Here is a 25,176-nt window from a genome sequence, read left to right as displayed (position 1 = left end):
GCTATCGGCAGGGCCCCGGGGCTACGGCCCCTGCACCGGGCTGCGCGGCGCCATGGAGGCCTGAAAGGCCACTACACCCCCCACCACATCGGCCGCCGGCGCCGCCCTGTCCGGGTCCTCGGGAAAGCCTTCCTCGAGCTCACGGATGCGCGCCCCGGGGATGGTGTGCCCCGAATCCCCCTCGAAGGACCGCGCGATCACCGCCGCCACGATGCCAAGGAGGCTCAAGCCCGCCAGCCAATACATGCGCCACACCATGCCGAACCCGAGACCAAAGGCGAGCGCCCCGAGCAGGATGGGCACGAAGGTATTATTGGGGAGATGGATGTCCTCATAATGGTCGGGGCGCAGGTTCACGAGCCCGTTCTGGCGCCGCCACGCCCATTCATCACGGCTGTTTATGTAAGGCAGCAGCGCGAAGTTATAGAATGGCACGGGGCAATGCGTGAGCCATTCGAGACTACGCGCCGTCCGCCAAGCGTCCGGGCCCGTCACCCGGTGTTGCGCGCGGTCACGGATGCTGACATACATCTGCTTGAACATGTAGTAGGCCGCTATCAGGAACAAAAAGATGCCGACCTCCTCGCTTATCAATAGCGGTCGCCATGACACGAACGGGATGTAGTCTATGCGCCGCGGCATGCCCATGAATCCCAGTGCATACATGGAGCCGAACAACACCACCGTGCCGGCGCTGAAGAACCAAAAGGCGCGCTTGCCGATGCGTTCGTCCAACTTGAAGCCAAACACCTTCGGGAACCAGAAATTAATGCCCCCTATGGCTGCAAATCCCACGACGTTTAACATGTTGTGAAAATGCGCCACGACAAAGACGCTGTTATGGACCGTGTAGTTGATCGCCGGCATGGCGAGCATCATGCCGGTAAGCCCCCCAGTTAGGAGCAGGACCAGCGCCGCCAGCGCCCACAGCATGGGGAGATCGAAGCGTATGCGCCCGCGGTACAAGGTGAATGCCCAATTGAAGACCTTCACCCCCGTGGGAATCCCCACGAGCATGCTCGCGATGCTAAAAAACGAGTTCACACCAGGCCCCGCCCCCATGGTGAAGAAATGATGCAGCCACACCGACCACGACACGCCTCCTATGGCGATGCTCGCCGCGGCCATGGTCATGTAACCAAAAAGCGGCTTCTCGGAAAACGTCGGTACGATCTCCGATATGATGCCGAAGGCCGGCAATACCACGTAGTACACCTCGGGATGGCCCCAAATCCAAAAGAGGTCGGTGTAGAGCATCAGATTGCCGCCGAGGCCCGGCGTGAAAAAGTGCGTCCCGGCGTAACGATCGAGACTCAAGAGCGCCACCGCCGCCGTGAACACCGGGAAGGAGCTCAGGCCCACGACGCTCGTACTAAGCGCGCTCCAGCAGAATATCGGCATGCGCGTCCAAGTCATGCCCGGCGCGCGCAACTTGACGATGGTCATGATGATGTTGATCGAGGCAAGCGTCGTGCCCACACTGCCGATCTGCACCGCCCATATCCAGTAGTCGACCCCCACGCCCGGACTGTAGGCAAGCTCGGTAAGCGGGCTCAAACCCACCCATCCGGCATGGGAGAAGTCGCCTATGAAAAGCGAGATCATGACAAGGCCGGTGGCCGCCGCCGTAAGCCAAAACGATACCGCGTTCAGATAGGGGTAGGCCATGTCGCGGGCGCCGATCTGCAAGGGAACCACGATGTTCATGAGCCCGATCAGGATCGGCGTGATGGCAAACAGGATCATGATGGTCCCGTGCGCGCTATAGATCTGCCCGAAATGGTAAGGCGGCAGGTAACCGTGCAGGGCCCCGAGGTAACCGGGCGAATGCGGCCCCACAGCCATGACCTGCTGGGTGCGCATCATGACGCCGTCAATAAAGCCGCGGAAAAACATCACAAGCCCCAGAAGACAGTACATGACACCGATCTTCTTGTGATCGACCGTCGTCAGCCACTCTCGCCACAAATAGCCCCATGACCGGTAGTAGGTGATCGCCCCGAGGATCACGAGCGTCGCGCAGGCCACCAGCGCGAAGGTCCAGACGAGGATCGGATTCTGGAACGGGATCTGCTTCAAGGCGAGCCGCCCGAGAAGCGGACTCCAGGGACCCGGGTAATGAACGAGCATCCATCACTCCTTTGGTTTATTTGATCAACCGCACCTTCATGGGCTTGGTCATGCTCTCAGTCATGGCCAATGGCGTGCGATAGACCCGCCCCTCCATGACCTGCTCAATGACGTGATCGAAAAGCCCCTTCTGCACGTGGGAAAAATGCCGGATCTTGTCTACGAGATTTATGGTCGGTTGCGCCACGCGCGTGAAACGGGCATCGGTCAGGTGATCCTTGGCGCCCTGGACGTGCCGTACCCAGCCCCTGAAGCGCGCCGGACTCGTCACGCGCGTGACAAAGCCCATCCACGAAAACCCGCCGCCGCTGAAGTCGTCGGAATACCCGTGATAGGTTCCGGTGCGACTTGCGATCATGCCCTGCTTGGTGCGCATTCCGGGCATGATGTCGATCTCGCCGACAAGCTCGGGGATGAAGAAGTCGTTTACCACGGTCGTGGACGTGAGTTGGAATTTCACCGGGGTCCGGACCGGGACCACGAGCTCATCTACGGTCGCGATCCCCTGTTTTGGATAGATGAAGACCCATTGCCAATCGGTGGTCACGACATCGACGCGCACAGGGCGCACGGGATGGGCCGCGGGGTCTATGGCATTGACCCCGGCGGGGTCCGCGCGGCGCGTGAAGGCCTCGTTCATGCGTCCCTCACGGGCCACGGCACGGCGCACCGCAAGTGGATTGTAGGGGTTCGTCGCAAACACGCTCTTTACGGAAAAATACGACAGGTACCCTACGATCATGAGCGGTATGCCCCACACCAGGACCTCTATGACGAGCGACGCCGTGAAGGTGGGATCGTAACTCCGGGACTTGCCGCCAGCCCTGTATCGCCATAAAAAGGCCGCCACCAGACCGCCGGCCACGAGCACCACGCTCCCCATGACCGCGACATCCAGGATGGTGGTATGCCACTCGGTGCGCGCGATCGCGCCCTTGGGATGCACAAGCCAATATCCCTTTTGCGCGCATCCAGTCAGAAACGCGACAACCGCGAGCACAAGCGATCGAAGGCAGCGTCCTTTATGCGATGGCATGAGCGTTCCCGGCAAATAGGCGGGGCCATTGTATCGCCGCTTAAGCACCTGCTGATCAGCCCTTCGCTTGATAGCCCGACCCACGAGCGTCCACGGCCGGCTCCGCCGGCCTCGGCAATGCGGCATGAACGATCGAAGGGTTTTGGTGGCCGCCGCATCGCAAAGACAGGCGCCGGGGACGCATCGCCGCTCGACTCGGACCGCACCCGCGCAAACGGCCCGCCGGATTGACGAGGCGCGCACTGCCCGCGAAGCTAGTCGGACCGTCAAGGGACATCCATGACCTCGACCTCCCCGGGATTCGCAAGGCCTGTCGCCCCTTACCGCCTCAGGATCGCGTCCTGGGCGGCGATGCTTATGCTCGCCTCATGCGCCAGCACCCCGACCCGCTATTTCGCACTGCCGGCGCGCCCGGCGCACACGCCGCGCGTTCGTGTCGGCGTGTGCGCCATTGCCGTCGCGCCGATCGTCATGCCACCCGGCTACCGGCGCCTGGCCTTCACCTATTCCGGGGCCGGGAGCGTGGTGCACGTCGCCCGCCATGCGCGCTGGATCGCCCCGCTCGGGGCCCTTATGCGCCTTGCGCTCGCGCGCGACATGGCGGCGCGGGTCGCGCCTTCGTCCACCGTGCGCATGCCGGGCCAATCCCTGGGCGCGGACACAAACGCGGCCATCGTCCGGGTGGTCGTCCAGCGGTTCCTGCCAGACGGCCACGGCCGGGTGTTATTGCGTGCCCGCTGGTCGGTCAAGGGCCCGGGCCGTGGCGGCCAGGGGGCCGTGCGTCTCACCGTGAAGGCGCCGGCCGGCTACCCCCCGGAGACACGCGCGATGGGGCAGGCCGTCGCGCGTCTGGCGCGACGCATCGTCGATGCCCTGCGCCCCTAGCCGGCGGGACCCGCCGAGATCAGCACTGCCGGCCGCGGGCCACGGCCAACGGATGGAGACTCGCCCGGGCGGCGGGGCGGGCGGCGATGGCGGCAAACCACGAGACGAGATTCGTATGGCCCGCGGACCATGAAAATCCCACGCTTTGCGCAAAATCGAGGGCCGCGAACAGGGCGATATCGGCAACGGTATAGCGGCCGGGGACGATCGTGGCGCGCCCCTCCATCTGGCCGTCCAACCAGCCAAGACCATCGTGCATGAGCGCCTTGAAGCCGTCGACGCAATCGGGAAGGATCACCATGCGCGACCGGTACATGGCCGCCGCCGGTCCATAATGGAACGCGGCATAGAAGGGTTCGGTGACACGCCGCTCGATGCGACGCAGCCACATGCGTGTCACGGCCCGCTCCTCGGCCGTGGCCCCTATCAACGGCGGATCGGGATATTTTTCCTCCAGGTACTGCATGATCGCCCCGCTCTCGGCAAGGGCCGTCCCGTCATCGAGCACGAGGACCGGTACCTGTCCGCTCGGGTTGCGATCGACAAACGGGGCCCTGCGATTTTCACCACCGTCGATGTCGAGATCCACCCGCGGGATCTTAAGTCCCTTCTCGTGCATCATCATGCGCACCGCGCGCGGATTCGGCCGCGGGCCGTCATAGAGCTGCATGTCGTCTCTCCTTATGATCGCCATGGAAATGCTCGACCTTTGGCGCGCCACGGAACCGCATGTGGCCACACCCGCCGGTTGCCGGTATTGACCCATGCCAGCCGCGCCGCCATGTGCGGCGCGGGGCGCGGCGCGGCGGATCCCGCACCCATGATGAAAGGCCGATCCCGCTCGGGCGCCTAATGTGTTACCCTTGCTACGGGTACCTGGAAGGATACCATCGACATGGCGACACGCGACCATTACGATCTTATCGTCATAGGCAGCGGTCCGGGGGGCGGCTCGGTGGCCCGCGAGGCGGCCTCGCGCGGGAAGCGCGTCTTGCTGCTGGAGCGGGGCGGCTACCTGAAACGCTCTCCGCAAAACTGGGATGCCAAGGCGGTATTTGTCGAGGCCAGATACCAGGCCAAGGAGACCTGGTACGGGGCCGATGGCCGGACGTTCCACCCGGGGCTGCACTATTTCGTGGGCGGCAACTCGAAGGTCTACGGCGCGGCCTTGTTTCGTCTGCGCGAATGCGATTTCGAGGAAATCCCCTACCCCGACGGCCTTTCGCCTGCCTGGCCCCTGCCCTATGCGGCCTTCGAACCCTACTACACACGCGCCGAGCGGCTCTTCCATGTCCACGGCGCGCGCGGCGAGGACCCGAACGAACCGCCGGCGAGCGATCCCTATCCCTTCCCGCCGGTCGCGCACGAACCGGAAATCGCCGCCCTTGCCTCGGATCTGCGCCACGCCGGCGCCCACCCCTTCCACCTCCCGCTCGGCATCCTGCTAGACGAAAAGGATGGGGTGGCATCTTCCACGAGCCCCTGCATCCGCTGCGAGGCCTTCGACGGATTTCCATGCCCCACCAATGGCAAGGCCGATGCCCAGGTCATTTGTGTCGATCCCGCCCTGGCCGCCTATCCGGACCATCTGACACTCCTCACCGGGGCCTATGTGTCGCGGCTCGAGACCGACAGCTCCGGGCGGGCGATCGCGAAGGTCCACGTAACCCGCGAGGGGCGCCACGAAGAATATGGCGCCGATATCATCGTCGTCGCCTGTGGGGCGCTGTCCAGCGCCCTGCTGTTCCTACGTTCCGCAAGCGACCACCACCCAAACGGCCTGGCCAATGGCTCGGGACAGGTGGGGCGCAATTACATGCGCCACAATCAATCGGTGCTCATGGCCCTCCTGCGCCACCCCAACCGCACGATCTTTCAAAAGACGCTGGCAATCAGCGATTTCTACGTACGCGGTCCCGATCAAGACTATCCGCTCGGCCTTATCCAGATGCTCGCCAAGACCCACCCGGCGCAGGTCCAGGGCGAGGTACTTCCCGAGTGGCTGGATTGGCTGCCGAAGGCGCCCTTCGAGGCGCTTGCCGAGCGCAGCTTGGGCTTTTGGCTGTCGAGTGAAGATTTGCCGCGCCCGGAAAATCGCGTGTTCTACGACGGTGAGCGCACGGTTTTGGATCTTACGCAAAACAATATGGAAGCCCATCACGGCCTGCGCCAACAGCTAAAGCGGCTCCTTAAGTCCGTTGATGTTCACCCGCTCCTTATGGAGCGCAGCCTCTATCTCGGGAAAGACATTCCCATAGCCGGCACCGCCCACCAGGCCGGGACCTTGCGTTTCGGGACCGATCCCGCGACCTCGGTCCTCGACATCGACTGCAAGGCGCACGAGCTCGATAACCTCTATGTGACCGACGCGAGCTTCTTTCCCTCCATAGGCGCGGTCAACCCGACCCTCACGATAATCGCCAACGCCCTGCGCGTGGCCGATGGCATCGTGGCGCGGCTGGGTTAGGCGCATGTCGATGCGCCTTTGCACCCCCCGATTCGTCCGGAGACGGTCATGAGCACGCTTGCCGTCGTGGCGCGTGTATGCCTCGTCGTGTTGTTCCCGTTCAGCGGGCTCGACAAGATCGTGCACTGGGACAAGGCCATGGAGCAGGCCCAGTCCTCGCCTCTCGGGGGCGCGCGAGCCATGCTGATTGCCGGCATCATCATCGAATTTGCGACGCCTGTGTGTATCGTCTTTTTGTGGCATCCTGTGATCGCATCCCTGGTGCTGGCCGCCTTTTGCGTGGCCACCGCCATTCTTTTTCATCCCTTCTGGAAATTTCCCGGGTTCTGGTCCGGTGGGAACGCCGAAGGTGCCGCGCATTTCTGGGATTTCCTGAAAAACTTCGGCCTCGTTGGCGGTCTCCTGCTGGTCGTTGCGGGGTCCCTGGCCACGCCCGCGCCGGCGGCGCATCATGCGACGCCCGCCGCGCACACCCCGGCACGGGTCAGCCCCAAGGCAAACACGCGCCACGCCCCTTGAATGGAGGTTGCCATGCCGCCCTCAGCCCCTGACCAAAAAGCCGCCGACGTAAGCCCCACGGACACCAGAGACACGCCGCGGGTCGGGTATTGGCATATCTGGACCGACGATAAGGGCGTGAGCCATCAGGACCGCTGCGCCCTGGATCGTTTCTCCTTGAAGGGTATAGGCGGGGCCGCGGCGCAATGGAACGATGCCCAGCCCGAGGAACGCGCTACCGTGGTATTCACCGTCCAGCCGGTGGGTTGGGTCGGGGAATGGCATGAGAATCCGGCCCCGCAATGGATCGTTCCGCTCACCGGCCGCTGGTGGGTGGAATCCATGGACGGGACGCGCGTCGAGATGGGGCCTGGTGATCTGTCCCTGGGCGAGGACCAGAACTGCGTGGCCGACGCCAAGGGGCGCAAGGGCCATCGCTCCGGGACGATCGGGTCCGAACCGGCGGTGCTCATGACCGTGCGTCTTGGCGATCGGATACCACGCCGCCCCTGCCACAGGCGTTGATGGCATGGCGCCTTACGATATCATCGATCCGTCGTTTCGATCCTTCGTGCTTCCCAATGCCGCGCTCGAGACCCTGGGCACGGGCTTTCGCTGGCTCGAGGGGCCGGTGTGGTTCGCCGATCACGACTGCCTCGTGTTCAGCGACATCCCCAATGACCGCGTCCTGCGCTGGTCGGAGAACGGCGGGGTCAGTGTATTCCGGTCCCCGTGCGGGTTCGAAAACGGCCATGCGCGCGATCGCGAGGGGCGCCTCATCAGCTGCTCGCATCGTGACCGGTGCGTGACGCGCACCGAGTGGGATGGCCGGATCACGGTATTGGCCAGCCACTATCAGGGGCGGCGCCTCAACGCGCCAAACGACGTGGTCGTGAAAAGCGACGGCTCGATATGGTTCACAGACCCCCTGTATGGCATCAACACCGACTACGAGGGCGGCAAGCAGGTCTCGGAGCAACCGCCCGCGGTCTACCGCCTCGATCCGGCGCGGGCCGAGCTGGAGGTCGTGGCCCGCGACCTCGAGGGCCCGAACGGTCTGTGCTTCTCGCCGGATGAGCGCGTCCTCTATCTCGTGGAGACCGGCCAGCAATTCGTGGCCGACCCGGTACGGCATATTCGCCGGGCGGTCCTCACCGAAAACGGCACGCGCCTGGGAGCGACCACGGTGTTCCACGAGGTGGTACCGGGCGGCGCCGACGGCCTGCGCTGCGACGAGGACGGAAATGTCTGGACGAGCGCCGGCGACGGCGTCCATTGTCTGAACCCGCAGGGCGCCCTGCTCGGCAAGATCCGCACGAATACCCCGGTGGCCAATCTCGCCTTCGGCGGCCGCCGGCGCAGCCGCCTGTTTCTGTGCGCCGGACAGACGCTATTGGGCGTCTATGTGAACCGCCGCGGGGCGGTCCGGCCATGAGCGGCGCGCCCCCGCCAGGACCCGGCACACGCCTCGCGCGGCTTGCGCTCAACATCCACGACATGGCGCGCGCCGCGGCCTTTTATCAACACGCACTCGGCTTCCAACCGCTCGGCACACCGCGCCCGGCGACAGCCGAGCATGCCGCGCTCCTCGGACAGCCATTCGAGTCGCTTACGATGGCGCTTGGCGACACGCGCCTCGAGCTTTCGCGGTTTCTCGCGCCCTCCGCACCCTACCCCGCCGACAGTCGCGCCAACGACCTCTGGTTTCAGCATTTCGCCATCACCTGCCGCGACATCGAGGGCCTTGCGCAGCGCGCCGTGCAGGGCGGTGGACGGCCGATCACCCGATCAGGACCGCAGACACTCCCGCCCGCGAGCGGCGGTGTGACCGCCTACAAGTTCCGCGATCCCGATGGCCACCCCCTGGAGCTGCTGGTACCGGCCGATGCCCCCTCGCAAGCGCGCGGATCGCGCCCGGCGCAAGGCCATGCCATCGACCACACGGCCTTGAGCGTAGGCGATTGCAACCGCGCGATGGCCTTCTACCAGGAGGTCCTCGATCTCGCGCCCGGCGCCCGGCAGACCAATTCCGGGCCTGAACAGGAACGCCTGGACGACCTCTCGGGGGTGCGGGTGCGGGTGGCCACGCTCTTTGCCTCGTCCCCGGGGCCGCATCTTGAGCTGCTCGGCTACGAAGAGCCGCGCGGGCGTAGACAGGCGCCCGGTGCCACTGACATCGCCGCGACGCGCACCGTGTTCACAACCACCGACCTCACGGCCCTCGAACAGCGCCTGAACTCGCACCGCCGCCCCCGTCCCCGACGCATCGCCAATGCCGTCTTGGCACAGGATGAGGATGGCCATTGGCTTATGATCGAGCAAGCCCCTTAAGCCTCCGGCGCGGGTCCGGGCTCATGGGCGAGGCGGCCGTCGAGCACGGCCCGCCCCCGCCTCGGGGCGCTTAAGGGGCGGCGTGCGCGTGGGTCTTAAGGCTGGAAGTACCGGCATGCGAGAGGGTCTCCCGGGCGCGCTCGACCTCGTCACGCGCTCCGTGGACGATCACGAGAAAGCGGTTGGCCTTGAGGGCTGTCTCGTATTCGAGGATGCTATTTTTCGGGATGCCGAGGCTATAGAGCCCGGCGCCGAGCGCCGACATCCCGCCGACGAGCGCACCGCCCTCGAGCGCCGAGATGATCATGGCCACGATCGGCCCGCCGGCTACGATCGCCCCGACACCGGGGACCCATAGGAACGCCGCACCGATCAAAAGCCCCCATAATCCGCCCCAGAACGCCCCGAACTTTCCCCAATATTTCATGCGCTCGCCGGTGGTGTAGAAGCCGACGACGTGTTCGTCGCTCTCATAGTCGCGTCCGACGATCGAGATCTTGCGGATATCGAACCGGGCCTGCTGCAGCGCCTTGACCGCGGCCTCAGCCTCTTCATGGGAATCATATACAGCGACGCAAGAGTCTTCCGAATCCATGGTGCCTCCCGCTTTTCGGTCCGCGATGGCTCGTATGAGGGCCCAGGCTACGGGAAGTTCACGAACAAGGGATCCGGAAGCGCTGATTGCCGAAGATCTGGCATCGGCGGACGCGGGACTAGCGGTCGATGGCCCCCTCCGTCGGGATGCGCGTCGCCACGTCCGCGGATCGATGGATGGGCGCGGTCCCGAGATCCGGCGGCGATGCGGCATGCGACGAGGCCGCCCAGCAACGCCGAAGCTCTGGCAGCGGCCGCCCCAGTTCGGCCTCGAGTGCCACGAGCTCCGGCGCATAGATCTGCTGAAGGTAAGCCACGGCCCGCGGATCGATCGGCGGCTTGGGGGCATCCTTCTGCATCCAATGCTCCCATATGTACTCACCTAAGCGCCGCGGCATGACACGCTCCCCCAAGAACCGGCTCACGGGGTGTCCGGCAAGCCATCGCGCCCACTGGCCCTTGGGCTGCTTGTAGTGGTTGTGGGCTTGGGCGGTGTCGACCATCGCCATGGGTCCCTCGGGGATGTCGAGGAAACGGGCGATGCGCGCAAGCACGCCGCGCGCATCCTTCTTCAAATCCTCGAGCAACAGCACCAGCACCCGGTCGCCGCCAAACAGCGCCCGGTAACGCTGAATCTGTCCGGTATAGAGCCCCAATTCGACATAGAGCTGCGACACCCCCCAGCCCTTGTCCGGGCGCCCCCAATCGCGATGCAAGGCCTCGAAAAACGGCCGATCGATGGCGCCCTCCGAATAATCCATCAGGTACTGCGCATAGGCGCGCTCGATCGGATCGCGCAGGATGATGATGATGCGCGCCTCGGGCGATACCTCGGCAATACGCGCCGCCGCCTGTGCGCTCCAGAGATAGGAGGGGCTGGCGTCGCCCCGCCAGCGGCGGTCGCCGCTGCGCTCATAGAGTCGCAGATACTCCGCCTGGTCACCGACGAACGTAATGAGATGCCGCTGCTCGCGCGAGGGCGCGGGCTGCGCAAAGAAATGCGGCTCCTTCATCTCCGGAAAAAAGATGTCCGGATGCTGCCTCAAGTAGGCATAGAGCGAAGTCGTACCGCTCTTTACGGCCCCCACGATAAAGAGGTTGGGCCAGAGCACCTTTGTCATTGGGTCTCCTTGCATGGGTCCTGCGCCCGGCGTGGACCGGGGCCACGATGCTACCAGCCCGCGGCGCGCCGCGCATCCATTCGTTCATTCATTCGGGATGAGGGCGGGGATGGGCCGGCGGCACGCGCCCGGCGCGCAACCAGAGCAGCAGCACCGGCAGGGAAATCCCGATCTGGCGCACGCGCCGCACCGCCGAGATCGCAAGCGCCGTATCCGCTGACAGCCCGGTCGCGGCGCCGATGGCGATAAGCCCGCCTTCCTGAATCCCCAGGGTACCGGGCACCATGAACGCGGCGCTTTGCATGGCCTGCACCAGCGATTCGAGCAGGACCGCCAGACGCACCGAGTCCTGCTGATGGAGCAGGTGTAAAATCACCCAGAATTCGCCGGCCCCGCCGGCGAGACTCAAGGCCTGCCAGAGGGCGCAATAGACGAGCGCGCCGACTCGGCGATACAAGGATATGATCGCGTCATCCACGGCCGCGCCGTCGGTGGCCTCGGCGGCGAGCTGGCTATTCAAACGGCCCAGCGCCCGCTGAAAGCGGGCAAACGGGCGCGATCGGCACTGCACAAACACAAAGACGAGCCCCACGGGCAGGGCGATGGCAAGCCCCCACCAGAGGCGTTGGATGAGCGGCGCGCCGCCCATGTAAGACAGCAAGAGGCCGATACCGAGGATCGTAAAGCCCATCTGCACGAAGATCGTCACGGTGGTCTCGACGACGATACCGGCAATCGCCACCGGTGCCGGTACTCCGCGCCTGACCAGATAGCGCGCGGCCGCCACCTCACCGCCCACGTGCGCCACCGGCAGCAGTGTGTTGACGGCATTCCGCACAAAGGCCATCCATGTGAGCAACGGCAAGGATACCGTGTGCCCCCGGGGGAAGAGCGCGCGCCACCCTTGCGCGTTCAAGGCCAGGATGACAACACGCACCGGCACGAGCCACAGCATGCCGAACCCGGCGAAGGCCACAAGGTCGAGGATGCGCGCCGGATGATGACGCGCGAACAGCAACGCCGCACCGGCCAGGCCCAATAGGCCGGCTGCGATCGGCACGACACGCAGCCACGCACGCGGTCCCGCCCTGTGCGGCACGCCGGTCATGAGTCGTGGCGCATGCCGTTAGCCACCATCGGTCTGCCGCGATAAGACGCGGCCGCCGGAAGACCGGCCGGTCAGCACCCCGGCGGCCTGCGCCAAGATCGGCCGCGCCTTGGCAAAATCGCGGCCGAGACGCCAAAGCGCGCGCCACTGCCGCGCGTCGATGCCGAGCGCCGCGAGCAGTGCGCCCACGCGCGGCCGCCCCCAGGCGTCGAGCCCGTGCATCAGTCCTTCCGGGACCGGCGCGTCGAAGGGATCCACGACCACACGCACGGCCAGGAACGCCAGCTCGTTGTCGTGTGCGACGCGCGCCAGCGCCACGCTCTCCATATCGACGGCCGACGCGCCGTAGCGGCGCACCAGGTCGGCCTTGTCGGCGACGCCGCCTACCGGTCGTGACACCGACACCAGCACATCGATCGGCACGGCCGCCGGCAAGGCATCGACCAGTGCCTGCGGCCACGACGCCTCATAGGCCCCCTGCTCGTCGCGCACCGCGCGCGGACACACCAGGGTGCCAGCGGCAAGACCCGGGGCAAGGCCCGCGCATGTGCCGAAACTCACGAGCCCGCGCACCCCGCGGGATACGAGATCGAGCGCCATGTGCCGGGCCCGTTCCGCGCCCATCCCCGACACCCCCAGCCACTGCCCGGCGGCCAACGCCCGGGGCCGGCCGAGGGCCACGGGCCGGCCGAAGGCACGGGCCTCGGCGGCCAGCGCGACGACAAAGCCGTAGGGGGCCTCTAGCGGGCGGCCCGGTTGCGGTAACACGCCAAGGCCCACAACGGGAAATACCGGGCGTACCCGTGGTACTTGAGGTAAAAGACCCGCGGGAAACCGGGGGCCGTGAACTCCACATCCTCCCACAGCCCGCCCGGTTCGCGATGGGTCAGGAGATAGCGCACGCCGCGGCGCACCGCCTCGCTGTCGACCTCGCCGGCGACGATCAGCGCCAAGATCGCCCACGCGGTCTGAAACGCGGTGCTGCGCGTACCAATTCCCGCGGTCTCCGGGTTGTGATAACAGTCGTTGCTCTCGCCCCAGCCACCATCGGCCCGCTGGATGGACAAAAGCCAGCGCACCGCGGCGCGTATCGCGGGATCATCGCCGCCGATCCCGGCGGCGCGCAGGCCCACCAACACCGACCAGGTCCCGTAGATATAATTCGTCCCCCAACGGCCGAACCAGGCGCCATGCTCCTCCTGCTCGGACCGCAGATAGGCGATGGCCCGGTCTATCGCCTCGCGATAGCGTCCATCACCGGCCGCCCGCGACAGCAGGGTGACGCACCGTGCGGTGACATCGCTCGTCGGAGGATCGAGCAGGGCGCCGTGGTCCGCGAACGGGATCTCGTTCAGGTAATAATGGGTATTATCGACGTCGAATGACGCAAAACCGCCGTTGCGCGACTGCATGCCCGCAACCCATTCGGCGGCACGCCGGATCGACTCGCCAAACGCCGGATCGCACGAATCCTCCATGGCCCAGGCCACGACGCTGGTGTCGTCCAGATCCGGGTAATGGCCGTTCTCGAACTGGAAGGGCCAGCCGCCACCGGGCAGATCGGGCCTGCTGTCCCGCCAGTCTCCGGGGGCGTCCAGCAGCTGACGATCACGCATCCACGACAGGCCGCGCGATACCGCGTCCTTCGTGCCCTCACGGTCGACCTCCATGAGCGCCAGACAGACAAGCCCGGTATCCCAGATCGGCGATACGCACGGCTGGCAATAGGCCTCGTATTCCCCCACGAGCAAGAGTTTCTGAATGGCGATCAGGGCGTCGCGCCGATAGGGATGTTCGGGCGCATAGCCGCGCACGGCCAGGAACTCGTAGGCATTCACCATCGCCGGAAAGATCGCCCCAAGCCCCCCGGTCCCGTTTAAGCGCTCTATGATCCACGCCTCGGCGCGATCCAGGGCGCGCGCCCGCAGCCGTCGCGGGATCACGCCCTCGAGACGGAATCCGACGCGCTCGAGCTTGCACAAGGCATAATTCATGAACGACCGCACCGGAAAGTAATTGTGCTCCTCCTCGGCGGGCCGCACAAAGAGCTCCGATATGCCGATGCCGCGCGGGTTACGCGCGCGCACCTTCAGGCTGCAAAGCCCAAGCAAGGGCACCATGACCGTACGCGACCAATACGAGACCTTGGCGAGCGTGATCGGGAACCACTTCGGGGCCATGACGAGTTCCACGGGCATGAACGGGATCGCGCGCCACGGGACCTGACCGAACTGCGCTAACGCGATGCGCGTAAACACATTGGCGCGCGCCGCGCCCCCGCGCTCGAGGATGAACGCGCGCGCCTTCGCCATGTGCGGCGCATTGACGTCATCGCCCGCAAGCTTCAAGGCGTAATAGGCCTTGACCGACGCGCTCATGTCGAAGTGGCCGTCATGGTAGAGCGGCCACCCGCCATCCCCCATCTGCCGGGCACGGATATAGCGCGCGAGCTTTTGCTCCAGCGCGCAGTCGATCTCGTCCATGAAATGCATCATGAGGATGTATTCAGACGGTATGGTGCAATCGGCCTCGAGCGGCCAGCACCAGTACCCTTCCGGGGCCTGTTCAGCGAGGATACGGTCCCGCGCCTGCGCAAGCGCCGCGTCAAGAAAGGCGGCCTGCGCATCCTGCACCAGAGACTCGCGACTCTCCCGGCTCTTTGCCGAACCCCCCTGACTCTTCATACGGCGTGCTTCCTCGGGCAATGACGCGTTTCGTCAGACGCCGCGCGGCAACGGCCGCGGCGCGCCCGCCAAAAGCGCGAACAAGAGACGCAAAAGCCGGTCATGACCGGCGGACAGGCGGCTCACCGCAACCGTCGCTTTGACACTGCGGCGCGTGATCTTCACGTCCTGACCGCTGGAGAAATTCCGCCGGCGATCGATCTTGCGCAGCGTCAGGACCGCCATGCCAAGCGCCCACAAGCAGAAATTCCGAAGGCCCGCCTCTTCACGCGGGATCAACAAGACATACTCGAGCGCACCGCGCGCATGGGCGCGCGCCACATCAATGAGCTCGCCCAGGCCGCGACCGAATCCCTCATCGCCGGGCCCGCTGTCGAGATCGGCGAGCGCAAACCCATGACGCGCAAACACGTCGCGCGGCAGCCAACAGGCCCCCCGCCCATGGTCCTCCCATATATCCTTCAGGATGTTGGTCATCTGGAGAGTCTGCCCAAACGAGACCGCGAGCGCCATAAGGCGGTCCTCATGGCGGCGCATCTCCGGAGAATATTCACAGAACAGGCGCGTGAGCATCTCGCCCACGACCCCGGCCACGTGGTAGCAGTAACGATCCATGTCCGCAAGCGTCGGCAGGCCCGCCGGGTCCTTGCGCTCCTGAAATTCCGCCATCCCGTCGGCCATGATCGCCACACAGGTCTCAAGCGCCTTGCGCTGCGCGGCCGTGAAGGTGTTCCCGATCGCGATCACGCGTTCGGTCTCGCGCACGAGCAGGCGCTCGGCCGGCGGCACTTTGGGGGCGAGCACCGCATCGAGACTGCGCGCAAATTCCCGCGGGTCGGCGCGGCGCGCCACGACATGAGCGAAGAATGTGCAGAAACGCCGCTTCTGGGCGCTGCTCAGATCCGGATCGTCTTCTATGGTGTCGACGATACGGCAGAGCAGATAGCCGTTGCCGACGACGGCGCGCAGGGCCTGCGGAAGCTCGGGGATGGTCAGCGCGAAGGTCCGCGACACGTCCTGCAGCATGGCCGCCTGGAAGCGCTCGTCGTCCACGTCCCCTCTCGTTGCTGTCGCATCTACTGCCGATACGGACATGTCCCTTTTCCCTGATGCGTCATCGGTTGGTCGATCTGCGGGCCGTGCCCACCGCGCTCGGCGCTGGCGGTCGGCACCTTAACATAAAGTGTAACCTTCTTGAACTCGCTTGGCGCCCCTAACCGCTGGTCGGCGCCACATGCGCGGACGAAAGGCGCCGCAGGCGCCACTCATGCCATTGCCATGAGAGCAGCACGGGAAACCCGATGGCCAGCTGACGCAACCGGCGTCCGAGCGCGAGACTGAACGCCGCATCGGGCGCGACCCCGAGCAGCACCGCCAAGCCGACAAAGCCGCCTTCCTGGACCCCGAGGGCCCCGGGAACCACGAACGCCACGCTATGGACGGCCTGGATCAGGGCCTCGAACACGAACACCTGAGTGAGGGTCAAGGGGATGTGCATCAGCGCCGCCAGGAGCGCGATCTCGGCCGCGCCACCGGCAAAACCCACGAGTTGCCAGAACGCGCAGCGCGCCAACACCGCGCGGTGCCGGTACAGGCTCATCACCTTGCGGTCGAGCCCGGGGACGAGCGGCAGACCCCGGCCGCCGATGGCGCGCAGTGCGCGCCCGAGCGTGCGGTCCGCGAATTCCGCAAGGCCGATGCGCACCTGAACCGCCACGAACCCCGCCACTACGACGACCGCCGCCCCGACACCCGCCAACAACTCCGGCAAAGGCGCCTTGATGCCCGCCAGAGGGAACATCAAGGCAATGCCGCAGAGCGTAATGACGATCTGCAGGGCGAGTGTCACGCTGGTCTCGACGATCACGCTCGCCGAGGCCGTACTGGTATTCACGCCGCGCACACGCAAGAGCCGGATGGCGACGAGTTCGCCCCCCACCCGCGCCACCGGAAGGAAGGTGTTGACGGCATCACGCACCATGGCAAGCCACACCAGCAACAGCCAGGGAATGCGCCGCCGGATTCCCAGCAATGCGCCCCATCCGCGGACTTCAGTCGCGGCCACCGCGAAACGCAAGGGGATAAGCCACAGGAGGCCCACGCCGGCGCGCGCCAGAAACGCCATGACCGGCGCAAAGCCCAAGCGCTCCAAAAGCCACGCGGTGAACGCGATACCGCCGGCCGCCATGACCCCCAACACCCCCGCCGTCCACGGCCGTTGGGGGGGCGCGCGGCGGGCGTCAGGCCTGTTGCCCATGCGAGGCCTGACCCGCCGGCCGCCATGACCCCCAACACCCCCGCCGTCCACGGCCGTTGGGGGGGCGCGCGGCGGGCGTCAGGCCTGTTGCCCATGCGAGGCCTGACGCAGGCTTAAGATCGCGGGCAGGACCAACAGAATCGTAATGAGCGCCGCGCCCATGGCGATAAACAAGGTCTCCCCCAGGACGGCCATCCCCGGATTGGACGACACCGCAAGGCTCCCAAACGAGCTCATGGTCGTGAGTGCGCTGAACACCACGGCCTCCGAGGTACTGGTGTCGAGCAGGAGCGCGGTCCCGACACCGCGCCGCCAGCGCACGACGAGGTAGATGCTAAACGCCACGCTCAGACCGATGAGCAGCGGCAACACGATGATATTGGCGAGATTGAACGAGATCCCAAGCACCCACATCACCGCCACCGCGGCCATGGCCGCCAATACCAGCGGGGCCAGGATCGTGAGGGCATCGGCCAGGTTGCGCAAGGTCAGCAGCAAGACCACGGTGATCAACACAAACGAGATCGCGGTCGCCTCCTTGAAGGCGTCGACCACCGCACGGCCACCCTGCACAAGCAACACGGGCGGACCCACGGCGTCCGGGGCCACGCGCGCCACATCCCGGGCAAATCGGACGATATTGCGATTATGGTTGAGATTGAGCGAGGAAAAGACCTCGACCCGCGCCCGTCCGTCGGCGCTGATGAATGGCGCGCGCAGGGAGGCGGGCAAGCTCTGCAGGGTCACGGGACGCGCGTTCAGCGCCTTTTGCAGGCTGGCAAGCTGCCAGGGCAGGGTGCCGATGACGCGCCGCTGCAAGACCAGAAGGGCGGCCTGATCATGACCGAACCGCGCCAGATACGAGCCCAGGGCGGCATCGAGGGCGCGCGCCGCACGCACCGTGCGGCCATGGACGCGCTCGGCGGCGAAGGCCTTCAGGCCTTGGCGCAGACGGCCCAAGGAGGCGCGGATGCGGGCGGCCGACGGCGGCCGCGCGCGCTGGGGGTGGATTGAAAACGGCGGCACGATCAGGGCCATTTGCGCGATCACGGCGAGCTTGGCGCGCTGATGGCTGGGGACGAAACTTGCGGCCGTGAGCACGCGTCCCACCGTCTTCAGGCGCGCAAGGCGCGCGGCCATCGCCTGGGCGGCCTTGAGATTTGGTTCCAAGACATCGATGGGGTAGGGCGAAATGCGGCTGTTTTTGAGCAAGGACTCGAAGGTCGATACCGCCTCGCTGTGGGGATTCTGGAGATGCATGGGATCGAAATCGAAGCGGCTCGCAAGGATCATGGGGATGAGCCCGATGGCGATCACCGTGGCGCCGGCAACGATCGCGCGCGGATGGCGCGCTACCGGGATACGCGCCAACAGGCCGCGCAGACGGCCACGTGGCCGCCCCTGCGCATGGCCATTGACGAAAATCGTGAGCAGCGCCGGGGTCACGGTCAGATTGGCGATGAGCGCAAAGAACATCCCGGTGCCGGAAATGATGCCGAGATCGACGATCCCGGCGTAACTCGTCGGCACGAAGGAATAGAAGCTGATGGCCGCGGCCACGGCCGCGAGACTCAACGCGCTGCCGGCGCCACGCGCGGTAGCGGAGATCGCCTGTCCGTTGTCGCCATGGGCGCCCTCCTCCTGATAGCGGATGCAAAACTGGATCCCGAAATCGACCCCGAGACCCACGAACAGCACCGCGAAGGCCACCGAGATCAGGTTCATGGGCCCGGTGGCGAAAAGCGCGAACGCCGCGGTCCAGGTCAACCCCATGAACAGGGTCGCGAGGATGATGATGACATAGCGCGGGCGGCGCAAGCCCAGGACCAACATGACCAGCACCAGGGTGAGCGACAGGCCGGTGGCGAGACCCGCGCTCTGCGACACGGTCTTGACCTGTTCATTATCGAGCGCCGCCGATCCGGTAATACGGACGCTGACGCCATGCGCGGCATCGAGTCCGAGGGCCCGGGCCCCGGCCCGTATACTCCGCAAGGCGGTGCGCACCGGCGCGCCCCCTTTGTAGTCGTAACGGGGCTTGGCCACCACGAAGCTGTCGCCAACCGTGCCCCCGCCGGGGGCCGCGACCCCCATGAGGCTCCCCCAAGGCATCACCACATAGCGACCCTGCTCCTGACCCCGCAGGGTCTTGCGCCATCCGTCGAGCACCGTCACGAGACCGGGCAGCGACCCGCCCGGGGCACGCGCGCGCGCGAGCGCGGTGTCGAGGAGCGCCGTAAAGCGTGGCAGGGTCGGGTGCGCGGCGAGCGTCGCCATGAACGGTTGCGCCTGCGACAGCCGGTCGGACAGGCGCCAGAGCGCCTTTTGCGACAGATACAACAACCCCTCGCGCGCAAAGAACCGGCCGCCGTCCGGCTGGCTCACCTGCGTGATGCCCCGGCCATGACGCCTGAGCCAGTGCGTCAGGCGCTCGGCGCCCCGGCGCGAGAGTGTCTGCGAATCACTGTGGACAACAATAAGCAAGGTCTTGCTAAGCCCCGGGAAGGCCTTGTTGAACCGCTGCTGGGCGCGCTCGAACGGCAGATCCTGGGACAGCATCTTGCTCATGTCCGTGCTGATGGTAAAATGCGTGATCGTGTAGGCGAGCGAGCCCACGCTCAGCACAACCGCAAACACCAGCACCCACCAGGCCCGGCGGCGCGAGAAATCGGCCAAGCCGATGAGGGCCCCGTAATACCATCGATCGAGCCGGTCAATGCTGCCTGAGTGGCGCTTGTCGCGCATGACGTCTCTCTTCCCTTAAGCGAGGTCACCGAAGGCGACTTTCATGACGCCGCCTTCCCGCAGGGCGCGTGCCACCTCGGCACTCATCAGGGCGGCGAATTCATCGGCCTGCCGATACCCCAGGGCGCGCGCCGCGGCCCCATCGCTGATCGCCGGATGACAGTAGAGCTCGGTCACCCCGGGCGGGAGCCGCCGCAGGAGCGCAAGAACCGTCGCCTCATCCAGACTCCCGGACTGCAAGAGCCCGAGGACCCTGTCATTATGCGCAAGGCCCGCGCGGTCGAGCCGCCAGCGCATGAGTCCCGTCCATAGCCCAACCACGCCCATCGTCTTGCCATAGCGCCATGCCCCGCCCGCGGAGCGCACCGCCACCGGCGGTTCATAGGGGAGCCGTACCGCGCGCATCCCGTAATGTCGCCCGATCTTCAGGATCAACCCAAGGACCGTCGGGTGGAGATGCATATGCTTGTGGGCATTGACATGATCCAAGGGAAGGCCGGTCCGGGCGAACGCCGCAAACTGCGCGGCGATCTCGTCTTCCAATTGGCGCGCCACCGACGGCCGGAAGAAAAACCGGACTCCGGCACGCACTAGGCGGCCGTCCAGGCGGCCGTGGCGATCGCACAAGGCGGGGATGCGCCCCGGGGGCAGCACCGGGCGACCGTCCGCCACCACCACATGCAGGCCCACGCGCAACGAAGGCAGACGCCGCGCGCGCGCCACGGCATCGCCCGCCGCGTCCTCGCCGACCATGAGGCTCGCGCACGTCAAGATCCCCTGGCGTGCGGCGCGCTCGACCGCCTCATTGACCGCCGGCGACAGCCCGAAATCGTCGGCGGTGACGATCAGCCGGCGAGACGCCCGCGACACTTAGCGCTGCCTGAAAAACCGCAGGAACTCGACCCCTTCGCGCAGACGCCGGCCCATCATCTGCGGGCTCTTGACCATTTCCCCCAGCATCTCGGCGACCTTTCCCGACCGGAAATAGAACTGCTTGTAGAACGACTCCACGGAATCGTAGATCTCCGTGTGATTCAGGTGTGGGTAGCTTAAGGCGCTCATCTGCACGCCGCGGTCATTGACGAGGTGCTTGCTGTTTTCCTCCTGGAGCCAGCCGTTCTCTATGGCCTGCTTATACAGGAAGGTCCCGGGATAAGGGGCCGCCAGCGACACCTGGATGGTATGCGGGTTGATATCCTTGGCGAAACGTATGGTCTCCTCGATGGTCTCGCGGGTCTCTCCCGGGAGCCCGAGAATGAAGGTGCCGTGCACGGTGATGCCGAGCTTGTGGCAATCCTTGGCAAACTGTCGGGCGATATCGAGGCGCACGCCCTTCTTCACGTTGTTCAGGATCTTTTGATTGCCCGACTCGTAGCCGACGAGCAGCAGACGCAGGCCATTGTCGCGCATGACCTTCAGGGTCTCATAGCGCACATTGGCCTTGGCGTTGCAAGACCAGGTCACGCCGAGCTTGCCGAGACGACGCGCGATCTCTTCGGCGCGCGGGGCATTGTCGGTGAACGTATCGTCGTCGAAGAACACCTCGGCCACCTGCGGGAAATACCGCTGGATGAGCTTGACCTCTTCCACGACGTGCTCGGCGCTGCGCACGAGATAACGGTGGCCGCCCACGGTCTGCGGCCACAAGCAGAAGGTGCAGCGCGACTTGCATCCCCGTCCGGTATAAAAGGAGACGTAGGGGTGCTTCAGATAACCGATGAAATAGTCCTCGACGCGCAGATCGCGCTTATAGACCTCGGTGACGAACGGCAGCTGATCCATATCCTCGATCGGCGGCCGATGCGGGGTATGCACCACCGTCCCCTTCTCATCGCGGAAGGTGAGTCCGTCGATCTCCGCATAGGGACGGCCCTCGGCGACCTCCTTCACCGTGAAATCGAAGTCCTCGCGCGCCACGAAATCGATGGCCGGCGAGGCCGTGAGGGATTCCTCGGGGGCCACCGCCACCTTGGCGCCGACCAGACCGATCTTCATGTCCGGGTAGGTCTTCTTCAAGGCCTCGGCAACCTGGACGTCGTAAGCAAACGACGGTGAACTCGTATGCAGGATCGCGAGTTCGTAACCCTGCGCCATGGGCAAGACCTCTTCGAGGCTGAACCCGGCCGCCGGGGCATCGATCAATTTGCTGCCGGGCACCAGGGCCGCAGGCTGCGCGAGCCAGGTGGGGTACCAGAAGGAACGCACCTCGCGCTTGGCCTGGTACCGCGATCCGGCCCCGCCGTCGAATCCCTCATAGGACGGCGGATGCAGAAAAAGGGTCTTCATCATTGCACTTACTCCCGATTCACTTTAATGCTCCCATCGTGACCCACAGCCAGGGTCGCGCCACGCCACCTGACCTTGCGCCCCGTAAGCCCAAGGGCCCACAGCCCGCAAAGCAAGACATCCGCCAGGGGAACGAGCCCGAAGCGCCGGGGCGCTTGCAGGCGTCTGCAAGCGCGTGAATGTAGCACGAGCCGCACGATCAAGGCCAGAAACGCAAGACCCCACACCCATGCCCGCCCGGAGATCGCGGCCGCGATCAGCGCCAACGGCAGACCGAAGGTGATACCCGAAAAGGCATAACCCCACGGGTTGATGAGGCGGATGGTCCGTAACCAGCGCAGTTGGTGGGCGGCGAGATCGCGCAGACGCGGTTCGCAGACCACAGTGTCGACGCAATAGGACGACAAGACCGTGCGCCAACCGAGCGCCCGGGTGCGGGCCCCGAGCACATAATCATCGGCCAGCTGTGAACCCAAGGCCTCGAATCCGCCGCAGGCCACCAGCACCGGACGGCGCAGCGCGATCGTGGCCCCGAATGCGAAGTCCGTGGATCCGAGGGCATGGGCCAACAACACCTGCGGTACGAACCAATCCTGAATGAAAAGCGCGCCCAGACGCGACCACGGCCCGGGTGTCGGAGACCCCCGGTACAGGCAGGTCACGATACCGACGCGCGCGTCCTGGACCGGACCGGCGAGGCGGCGCAGATAGTCCGGGCCCACGAGGATATCGGCATCCGCGAGCACCAGGATATCGTGATGCACCGCCGCCATCAGATTCATCAGATTATCGATCTTGGCGTTGCCACCGCGTCGCGTGGGATCGATGACAAGCGTGAGGACACGCTCCGGAAACTCCGCCTGCAGGCGGTGCACGACCGCGATCGCCGGGTCCTTGGCATCCTGCACCCCGAATACAATCTCATAGGCCGGGTAGTCCTGGCAGCAGAACGATCGCAGGCATTCATAGAGGCCCGCGCCCTCGCGATACAAGGGCTTCAAGACCGAGATCGGCGGCAGGCACGCGGGCGCAGGCTCCCGTGCCGGCCATGCCCCCAGGGCCAGGACCTGGGCGATCAGCACCGTAAGCCCGAGGATCGCTCCGACCGGCGCTGCGATCACGATCCAGCCGGTCATCACACCACGTCCGCGGGCTTGCCGGGCGCGCGCCCGGTCGCGAGAAACCACGCCACGGCGTCGGCCAGCGCCTCCTCGGCGGGGCGCGGGTGATAGCCGAGCTCCGCCCGCGCCTTGGCGGAATCGAAGAACATATACTTGGACGCCATGCGCAGCTCATCCCAGGTGACAAGCGGCGTCGCCGACTTGCGCGCGCGCGCGTAGGCCTGCGAGGCCAGCGCCACCGGCCACAGCCAATGGCGTGACAGGCGCAACGATGGCGGCCGGCGGCCGGCGATATCGGCGATGAGTGTCAGGATCGCCGCGAGCGTCAGGTTGTCCCCGCCGAGGATGTAGCGCTCGCCGATGCGACCGTGGGCGTAGGCGAGCAGGTGCCCTTGCGCCACGTCATCGACATGCACGATATTGAGGCCGGTATCGACGTACGCCGGGATGTGTCCGCGCGCCGCATCCCGCACCAGGCGCCCGGTGGGCGTGGGCTTGATGTCGCGCGGACCCACGGGCGTCGAGGGGTTCACGATCACCGCCGGCAAGCCGAGACGGATCAGGCGGTGCACCTCCTCCTCGGCACGAAACTTCGACTGCTTGTAGGGGCCGATCATGTCGCTATAGCGGACCGGCGTCTGTTCGTCGGCGACACCCCCCGGTACCGACCCCAGGGTCGCCACGCTGCTGGTGTAGACGACGCGCTTCACCCCGGCCGTCAAGGCCTCCTCCATGAGCGCGCGCGTGCCTTCGACGTTGGCCCGGAACATGGCCTCCCGGTCCGGGACCCACAACCGGTAGTCGGCCGCCACATGAAACAACGCGTCGCACCCGGCCATGATGCCGCATAGCGAGGCCGGCTCGAGCAGGTCGCCCTCGACACGTTCGACCGATAGATCGGCGATATTGGAAAGGGCGCTAGTCTTGCGCACGACGACGCGCACCTCATGCCCGGCGGCCAACAGGGCGCGCGCCACCGCCGAACCGACAAAACCCGACGCACCTGTCACCAATGCCCTCATCACCCCTCCTCGACCGCTATCCGGCCGGTACCGGCGGGCGGATGGCGACATCCGGCCGCCCGGGGACCGTCATCACCACCCGTGACCGGGGCGCAGGATCGGCAAGCGGCGGGGGATCGGCCGGCGCCGGGGCCGGCCCCGGCGGCATCATCATCTGCTCGACCGCCTTCAATGGCAGGTGCCCGCCGTCTTGCAGGTAGTTCCGGTGCTGGAGGTAGGCATCGCGCGTAAAGACATATTTGTCGACGGCGTTTTCACGCACATAGCGCAGCGAGGCGCTGGCGTTGGCGCGCGCGTTTATCACATCGAACACCGTGAGCGGCACGGTGAGCGCCGGCGCGCCGACGTAATACAAGACATTCGTGAATATCCCCATCACCAGGCTCGGGGTGTTGCGCAAGGTGTCGGGGCCCACGAACGGCAGCACGAGGTAGGGACCCCGACCCACACCCCAGCGCCCGAGGGTGAGTCCGGCATCCTCGACATGGGCCTTGAGCCCGAGCGGGGTCGCGACATCAAAAAGACCGAAGAGCCCTATGGTGCTGTTGACGACAAAACGGCCGATATCGTCGACACCCTGCCCAAGCCGCCCCTGCAGGAAGTCGTTCACGATGACATCCGGATAGGCCACGTTGTGAAAAAAGTTGGTGAGCGAGGCGCGTAGGGGCTTTGGGGTTACGGTCTTGTACATGCGCGCCACCGGGCTCATGATCAGGCGATCGGTCGCGCTATTGAAGGCGTAGAAGCGGCGATTCATGGGCGCGAGCGGGTCCGGGCCGCCGGTCGTCGCGCACCCCGCGAGCAGCAAGAGACCAGCAAGAGCGAGGACCCGCGCGACCGCCCGTCTCACCCGACATCGGGCATCAGCCGCCATGAAACCACGCCGCACTC

At 65.8% G+C, this 25,176-nt stretch carries 22 protein-coding genes; 6 read left to right on the top strand and 16 right to left on the bottom strand.

The features are described 5' to 3' along the window. Positions 1-21: 21 nt before the first annotated feature. Both C4901_RS05495 and C4901_RS05490 read right to left on the bottom strand, forming a co-directional pair. Entirely contained in the window at positions 22-2,130 is a 2,109-nt protein-coding gene (locus C4901_RS05495; protein WP_110136487.1) for a cbb3-type cytochrome c oxidase subunit I, read from the bottom strand. Between the two features lie 16 nt (positions 2,131-2,146). Beyond that, on the bottom strand, positions 2,147-3,166 hold the full coding sequence (locus C4901_RS05490; RefSeq protein ID WP_110136486.1) for a COX aromatic rich motif-containing protein: 1,020 nt from the start codon (positions 3,164-3,166) through the stop codon (positions 2,147-2,149). Between the two features lie 279 nt (positions 3,167-3,445). Here C4901_RS05490 and C4901_RS05485 point away from each other — a divergent pair, with 279 nt between their 5' ends. Next, positions 3,446-4,051: a membrane integrity-associated transporter subunit PqiC gene (locus C4901_RS05485; protein ID WP_110136485.1), complete on the top strand. Its 606-nt coding sequence runs from the start codon at positions 3,446-3,448 to the stop codon at positions 4,049-4,051. A gap of 19 nt (positions 4,052-4,070) precedes the next feature. On the opposite strand, the gene C4901_RS05480 is transcribed toward C4901_RS05485, so the two are convergent. Further along, positions 4,071-4,721 carry a glutathione S-transferase family protein gene (locus C4901_RS05480; RefSeq protein WP_110136484.1) on the bottom strand — a complete coding sequence of 217 codons (651 nt, stop codon included), beginning with the start codon at positions 4,719-4,721 and terminating at the stop codon, positions 4,071-4,073. 225 nt (positions 4,722-4,946) lie between these two features. Here C4901_RS05480 and C4901_RS05475 point away from each other — a divergent pair, with 225 nt between their 5' ends. Genes C4901_RS05475 through C4901_RS05455 form a run of 5 tightly spaced genes read left to right on the top strand, consistent with a single transcriptional unit; the run spans position 4,947 to position 9,347 of the window. Further along, positions 4,947-6,518, top strand: coding sequence for a GMC oxidoreductase (locus C4901_RS05475; protein WP_110136483.1), 1,572 nt, complete (start codon positions 4,947-4,949; stop codon positions 6,516-6,518). 48 nt (positions 6,519-6,566) lie between these two features. Beyond that, positions 6,567-7,037 (top strand): DoxX family protein, encoded by a 471-nt coding sequence (locus tag C4901_RS05470; protein ID WP_110136482.1) that lies wholly within the window; start codon positions 6,567-6,569, stop codon positions 7,035-7,037. Between the two features lie 12 nt (positions 7,038-7,049). Next, positions 7,050-7,541, top strand: a complete 492-nt coding sequence (locus C4901_RS05465) for a cupin domain-containing protein (protein WP_370445954.1) — start codon at positions 7,050-7,052, stop codon at positions 7,539-7,541. 4 nt (positions 7,542-7,545) lie between these two features. Further along, entirely contained in the window at positions 7,546-8,451 is a 906-nt protein-coding gene (locus C4901_RS05460; protein ID WP_110136481.1) for an SMP-30/gluconolactonase/LRE family protein, read from the top strand. Further along, the gene (locus C4901_RS05455) at positions 8,448-9,347 is read left to right on the top strand and encodes a VOC family protein (RefSeq protein ID WP_110136480.1); all 900 of its coding nucleotides are present in this window, start codon (positions 8,448-8,450) and stop codon (positions 9,345-9,347) included. The genes C4901_RS05460 and C4901_RS05455 overlap by 4 nt, the downstream gene beginning before the upstream one ends. Positions 9,348-9,417: 70 nt before the next feature. On the opposite strand, the gene C4901_RS05450 is transcribed toward C4901_RS05455, so the two are convergent. The 13 genes from C4901_RS05450 to C4901_RS05390 form a co-directional block, all read right to left on the bottom strand. Further along, positions 9,418-9,942 (bottom strand): general stress protein, encoded by a 525-nt coding sequence (locus tag C4901_RS05450; protein ID WP_110136479.1) that lies wholly within the window; start codon positions 9,940-9,942, stop codon positions 9,418-9,420. A gap of 118 nt (positions 9,943-10,060) precedes the next feature. Continuing rightward, on the bottom strand, positions 10,061-11,062 hold the full coding sequence (locus C4901_RS05445) for a sulfotransferase (RefSeq protein ID WP_110136478.1): 1,002 nt from the start codon (positions 11,060-11,062) through the stop codon (positions 10,061-10,063). Between the two features lie 88 nt (positions 11,063-11,150). After that, on the bottom strand, positions 11,151-12,170 hold the full coding sequence (locus tag C4901_RS05440) for a lysylphosphatidylglycerol synthase domain-containing protein (RefSeq protein ID WP_110136477.1): 1,020 nt from the start codon (positions 12,168-12,170) through the stop codon (positions 11,151-11,153). Positions 12,171-12,188: 18 nt separating this feature from the next. Further along, positions 12,189-12,938: a hypothetical protein gene (locus tag C4901_RS05435; RefSeq protein WP_145960630.1), complete on the bottom strand. Its 750-nt coding sequence runs from the start codon at positions 12,936-12,938 to the stop codon at positions 12,189-12,191. Continuing rightward, on the bottom strand, positions 12,911-14,854 hold the full coding sequence (gene shc, locus C4901_RS05430; RefSeq protein ID WP_110136475.1) for a squalene--hopene cyclase: 1,944 nt from the start codon (positions 14,852-14,854) through the stop codon (positions 12,911-12,913). Before shc ends, C4901_RS05435 begins: the two co-directional genes overlap by 28 nt. Positions 14,855-14,887: 33 nt before the next feature. Beyond that, entirely contained in the window at positions 14,888-15,907 is a 1,020-nt protein-coding gene (locus C4901_RS05425) for a phytoene/squalene synthase family protein (protein ID WP_205736205.1), read from the bottom strand. A 160-nt stretch (positions 15,908-16,067) separates the two neighbouring features. Continuing rightward, the gene (locus C4901_RS05420) at positions 16,068-17,111 is read right to left on the bottom strand and encodes a lysylphosphatidylglycerol synthase domain-containing protein (protein ID WP_110136473.1); all 1,044 of its coding nucleotides are present in this window, start codon (positions 17,109-17,111) and stop codon (positions 16,068-16,070) included. Positions 17,112-17,189: 78 nt separating this feature from the next. Beyond that, entirely contained in the window at positions 17,190-19,856 is a 2,667-nt protein-coding gene (locus C4901_RS05415) for an MMPL family transporter (RefSeq protein ID WP_110136472.1), read from the bottom strand. Between the two features lie 15 nt (positions 19,857-19,871). Next, positions 19,872-20,726 carry a hopanoid biosynthesis-associated protein HpnK gene (gene hpnK / locus C4901_RS05410; RefSeq protein ID WP_110136471.1) on the bottom strand — a complete coding sequence of 285 codons (855 nt, stop codon included), beginning with the start codon at positions 20,724-20,726 and terminating at the stop codon, positions 19,872-19,874. Next, positions 20,727-22,145, bottom strand: a complete 1,419-nt coding sequence (hpnJ, locus tag C4901_RS05405; RefSeq protein ID WP_110136470.1) for a hopanoid biosynthesis associated radical SAM protein HpnJ — start codon at positions 22,143-22,145, stop codon at positions 20,727-20,729. 5 nt (positions 22,146-22,150) lie between these two features. Then, on the bottom strand, positions 22,151-23,278 hold the full coding sequence (hpnI, locus tag C4901_RS05400; protein ID WP_110136469.1) for a bacteriohopanetetrol glucosamine biosynthesis glycosyltransferase HpnI: 1,128 nt from the start codon (positions 23,276-23,278) through the stop codon (positions 22,151-22,153). Then, the gene (gene hpnA / locus C4901_RS05395) at positions 23,278-24,285 is read right to left on the bottom strand and encodes a hopanoid-associated sugar epimerase (RefSeq protein WP_110136468.1); all 1,008 of its coding nucleotides are present in this window, start codon (positions 24,283-24,285) and stop codon (positions 23,278-23,280) included. The genes hpnI and hpnA overlap by 1 nt, the downstream gene beginning before the upstream one ends. Before the next feature lie 16 nt (positions 24,286-24,301). Continuing rightward, positions 24,302-25,135, bottom strand: a complete 834-nt coding sequence (locus C4901_RS05390) for a VacJ family lipoprotein (RefSeq protein ID WP_168185561.1) — start codon at positions 25,133-25,135, stop codon at positions 24,302-24,304. Positions 25,136-25,176 lie beyond the last annotated feature (41 nt).

The organism is Acidiferrobacter sp. SPIII_3 (assembly GCF_003184265.1).
In the GTDB taxonomy this organism is placed as follows: domain Bacteria; phylum Pseudomonadota; class Gammaproteobacteria; order Acidiferrobacterales; family Acidiferrobacteraceae; genus Acidiferrobacter.
This window is presented reverse-complemented; position numbering and strand designations above follow the sequence as displayed.

What these genes read in the sequence shown, in the direction of transcription:
- C4901_RS05495 (WP_110136487.1), bottom strand. Translation starts at nt 2,130, where the DNA reads ATGCTCGTTCATTACCCGGGTCCCTGGAGTCCGCTTCTCGGGCGGCTC.
- C4901_RS05490 (WP_110136486.1), bottom strand. Translation starts at nt 3,166, where the DNA reads ATGCCATCGCATAAAGGACGCTGCCTTCGATCGCTTGTGCTCGCGGTT.
- C4901_RS05485 (WP_110136485.1), top strand. Translation starts at nt 3,446, where the DNA reads ATGACCTCGACCTCCCCGGGATTCGCAAGGCCTGTCGCCCCTTACCGC.
- C4901_RS05480 (WP_110136484.1), bottom strand. Translation starts at nt 4,721, where the DNA reads ATGCAGCTCTATGACGGCCCGCGGCCGAATCCGCGCGCGGTGCGCATG.
- C4901_RS05475 (WP_110136483.1), top strand. Translation starts at nt 4,947, where the DNA reads ATGGCGACACGCGACCATTACGATCTTATCGTCATAGGCAGCGGTCCG.
- C4901_RS05470 (WP_110136482.1), top strand. Translation starts at nt 6,567, where the DNA reads ATGAGCACGCTTGCCGTCGTGGCGCGTGTATGCCTCGTCGTGTTGTTC.
- C4901_RS05465 (WP_370445954.1), top strand. Translation starts at nt 7,050, where the DNA reads ATGCCGCCCTCAGCCCCTGACCAAAAAGCCGCCGACGTAAGCCCCACG.
- C4901_RS05460 (WP_110136481.1), top strand. Translation starts at nt 7,546, where the DNA reads ATGGCGCCTTACGATATCATCGATCCGTCGTTTCGATCCTTCGTGCTT.
- C4901_RS05455 (WP_110136480.1), top strand. Translation starts at nt 8,448, where the DNA reads ATGAGCGGCGCGCCCCCGCCAGGACCCGGCACACGCCTCGCGCGGCTT.
- C4901_RS05450 (WP_110136479.1), bottom strand. Translation starts at nt 9,942, where the DNA reads ATGGATTCGGAAGACTCTTGCGTCGCTGTATATGATTCCCATGAAGAG.
- C4901_RS05445 (WP_110136478.1), bottom strand. Translation starts at nt 11,062, where the DNA reads ATGACAAAGGTGCTCTGGCCCAACCTCTTTATCGTGGGGGCCGTAAAG.
- C4901_RS05440 (WP_110136477.1), bottom strand. Translation starts at nt 12,170, where the DNA reads ATGACCGGCGTGCCGCACAGGGCGGGACCGCGTGCGTGGCTGCGTGTC.
- shc (WP_110136475.1), bottom strand. Translation starts at nt 14,854, where the DNA reads ATGAAGAGTCAGGGGGGTTCGGCAAAGAGCCGGGAGAGTCGCGAGTCT.
- C4901_RS05420 (WP_110136473.1), bottom strand. Translation starts at nt 17,111, where the DNA reads ATGGGCAACAGGCCTGACGCCCGCCGCGCGCCCCCCCAACGGCCGTGG.
- C4901_RS05415 (WP_110136472.1), bottom strand. Translation starts at nt 19,856, where the DNA reads ATGCGCGACAAGCGCCACTCAGGCAGCATTGACCGGCTCGATCGATGG.
- hpnJ (WP_110136470.1), bottom strand. Translation starts at nt 22,145, where the DNA reads ATGATGAAGACCCTTTTTCTGCATCCGCCGTCCTATGAGGGATTCGAC.
- hpnI (WP_110136469.1), bottom strand. Translation starts at nt 23,278, where the DNA reads ATGACCGGCTGGATCGTGATCGCAGCGCCGGTCGGAGCGATCCTCGGG.
- hpnA (WP_110136468.1), bottom strand. Translation starts at nt 24,285, where the DNA reads ATGAGGGCATTGGTGACAGGTGCGTCGGGTTTTGTCGGTTCGGCGGTG.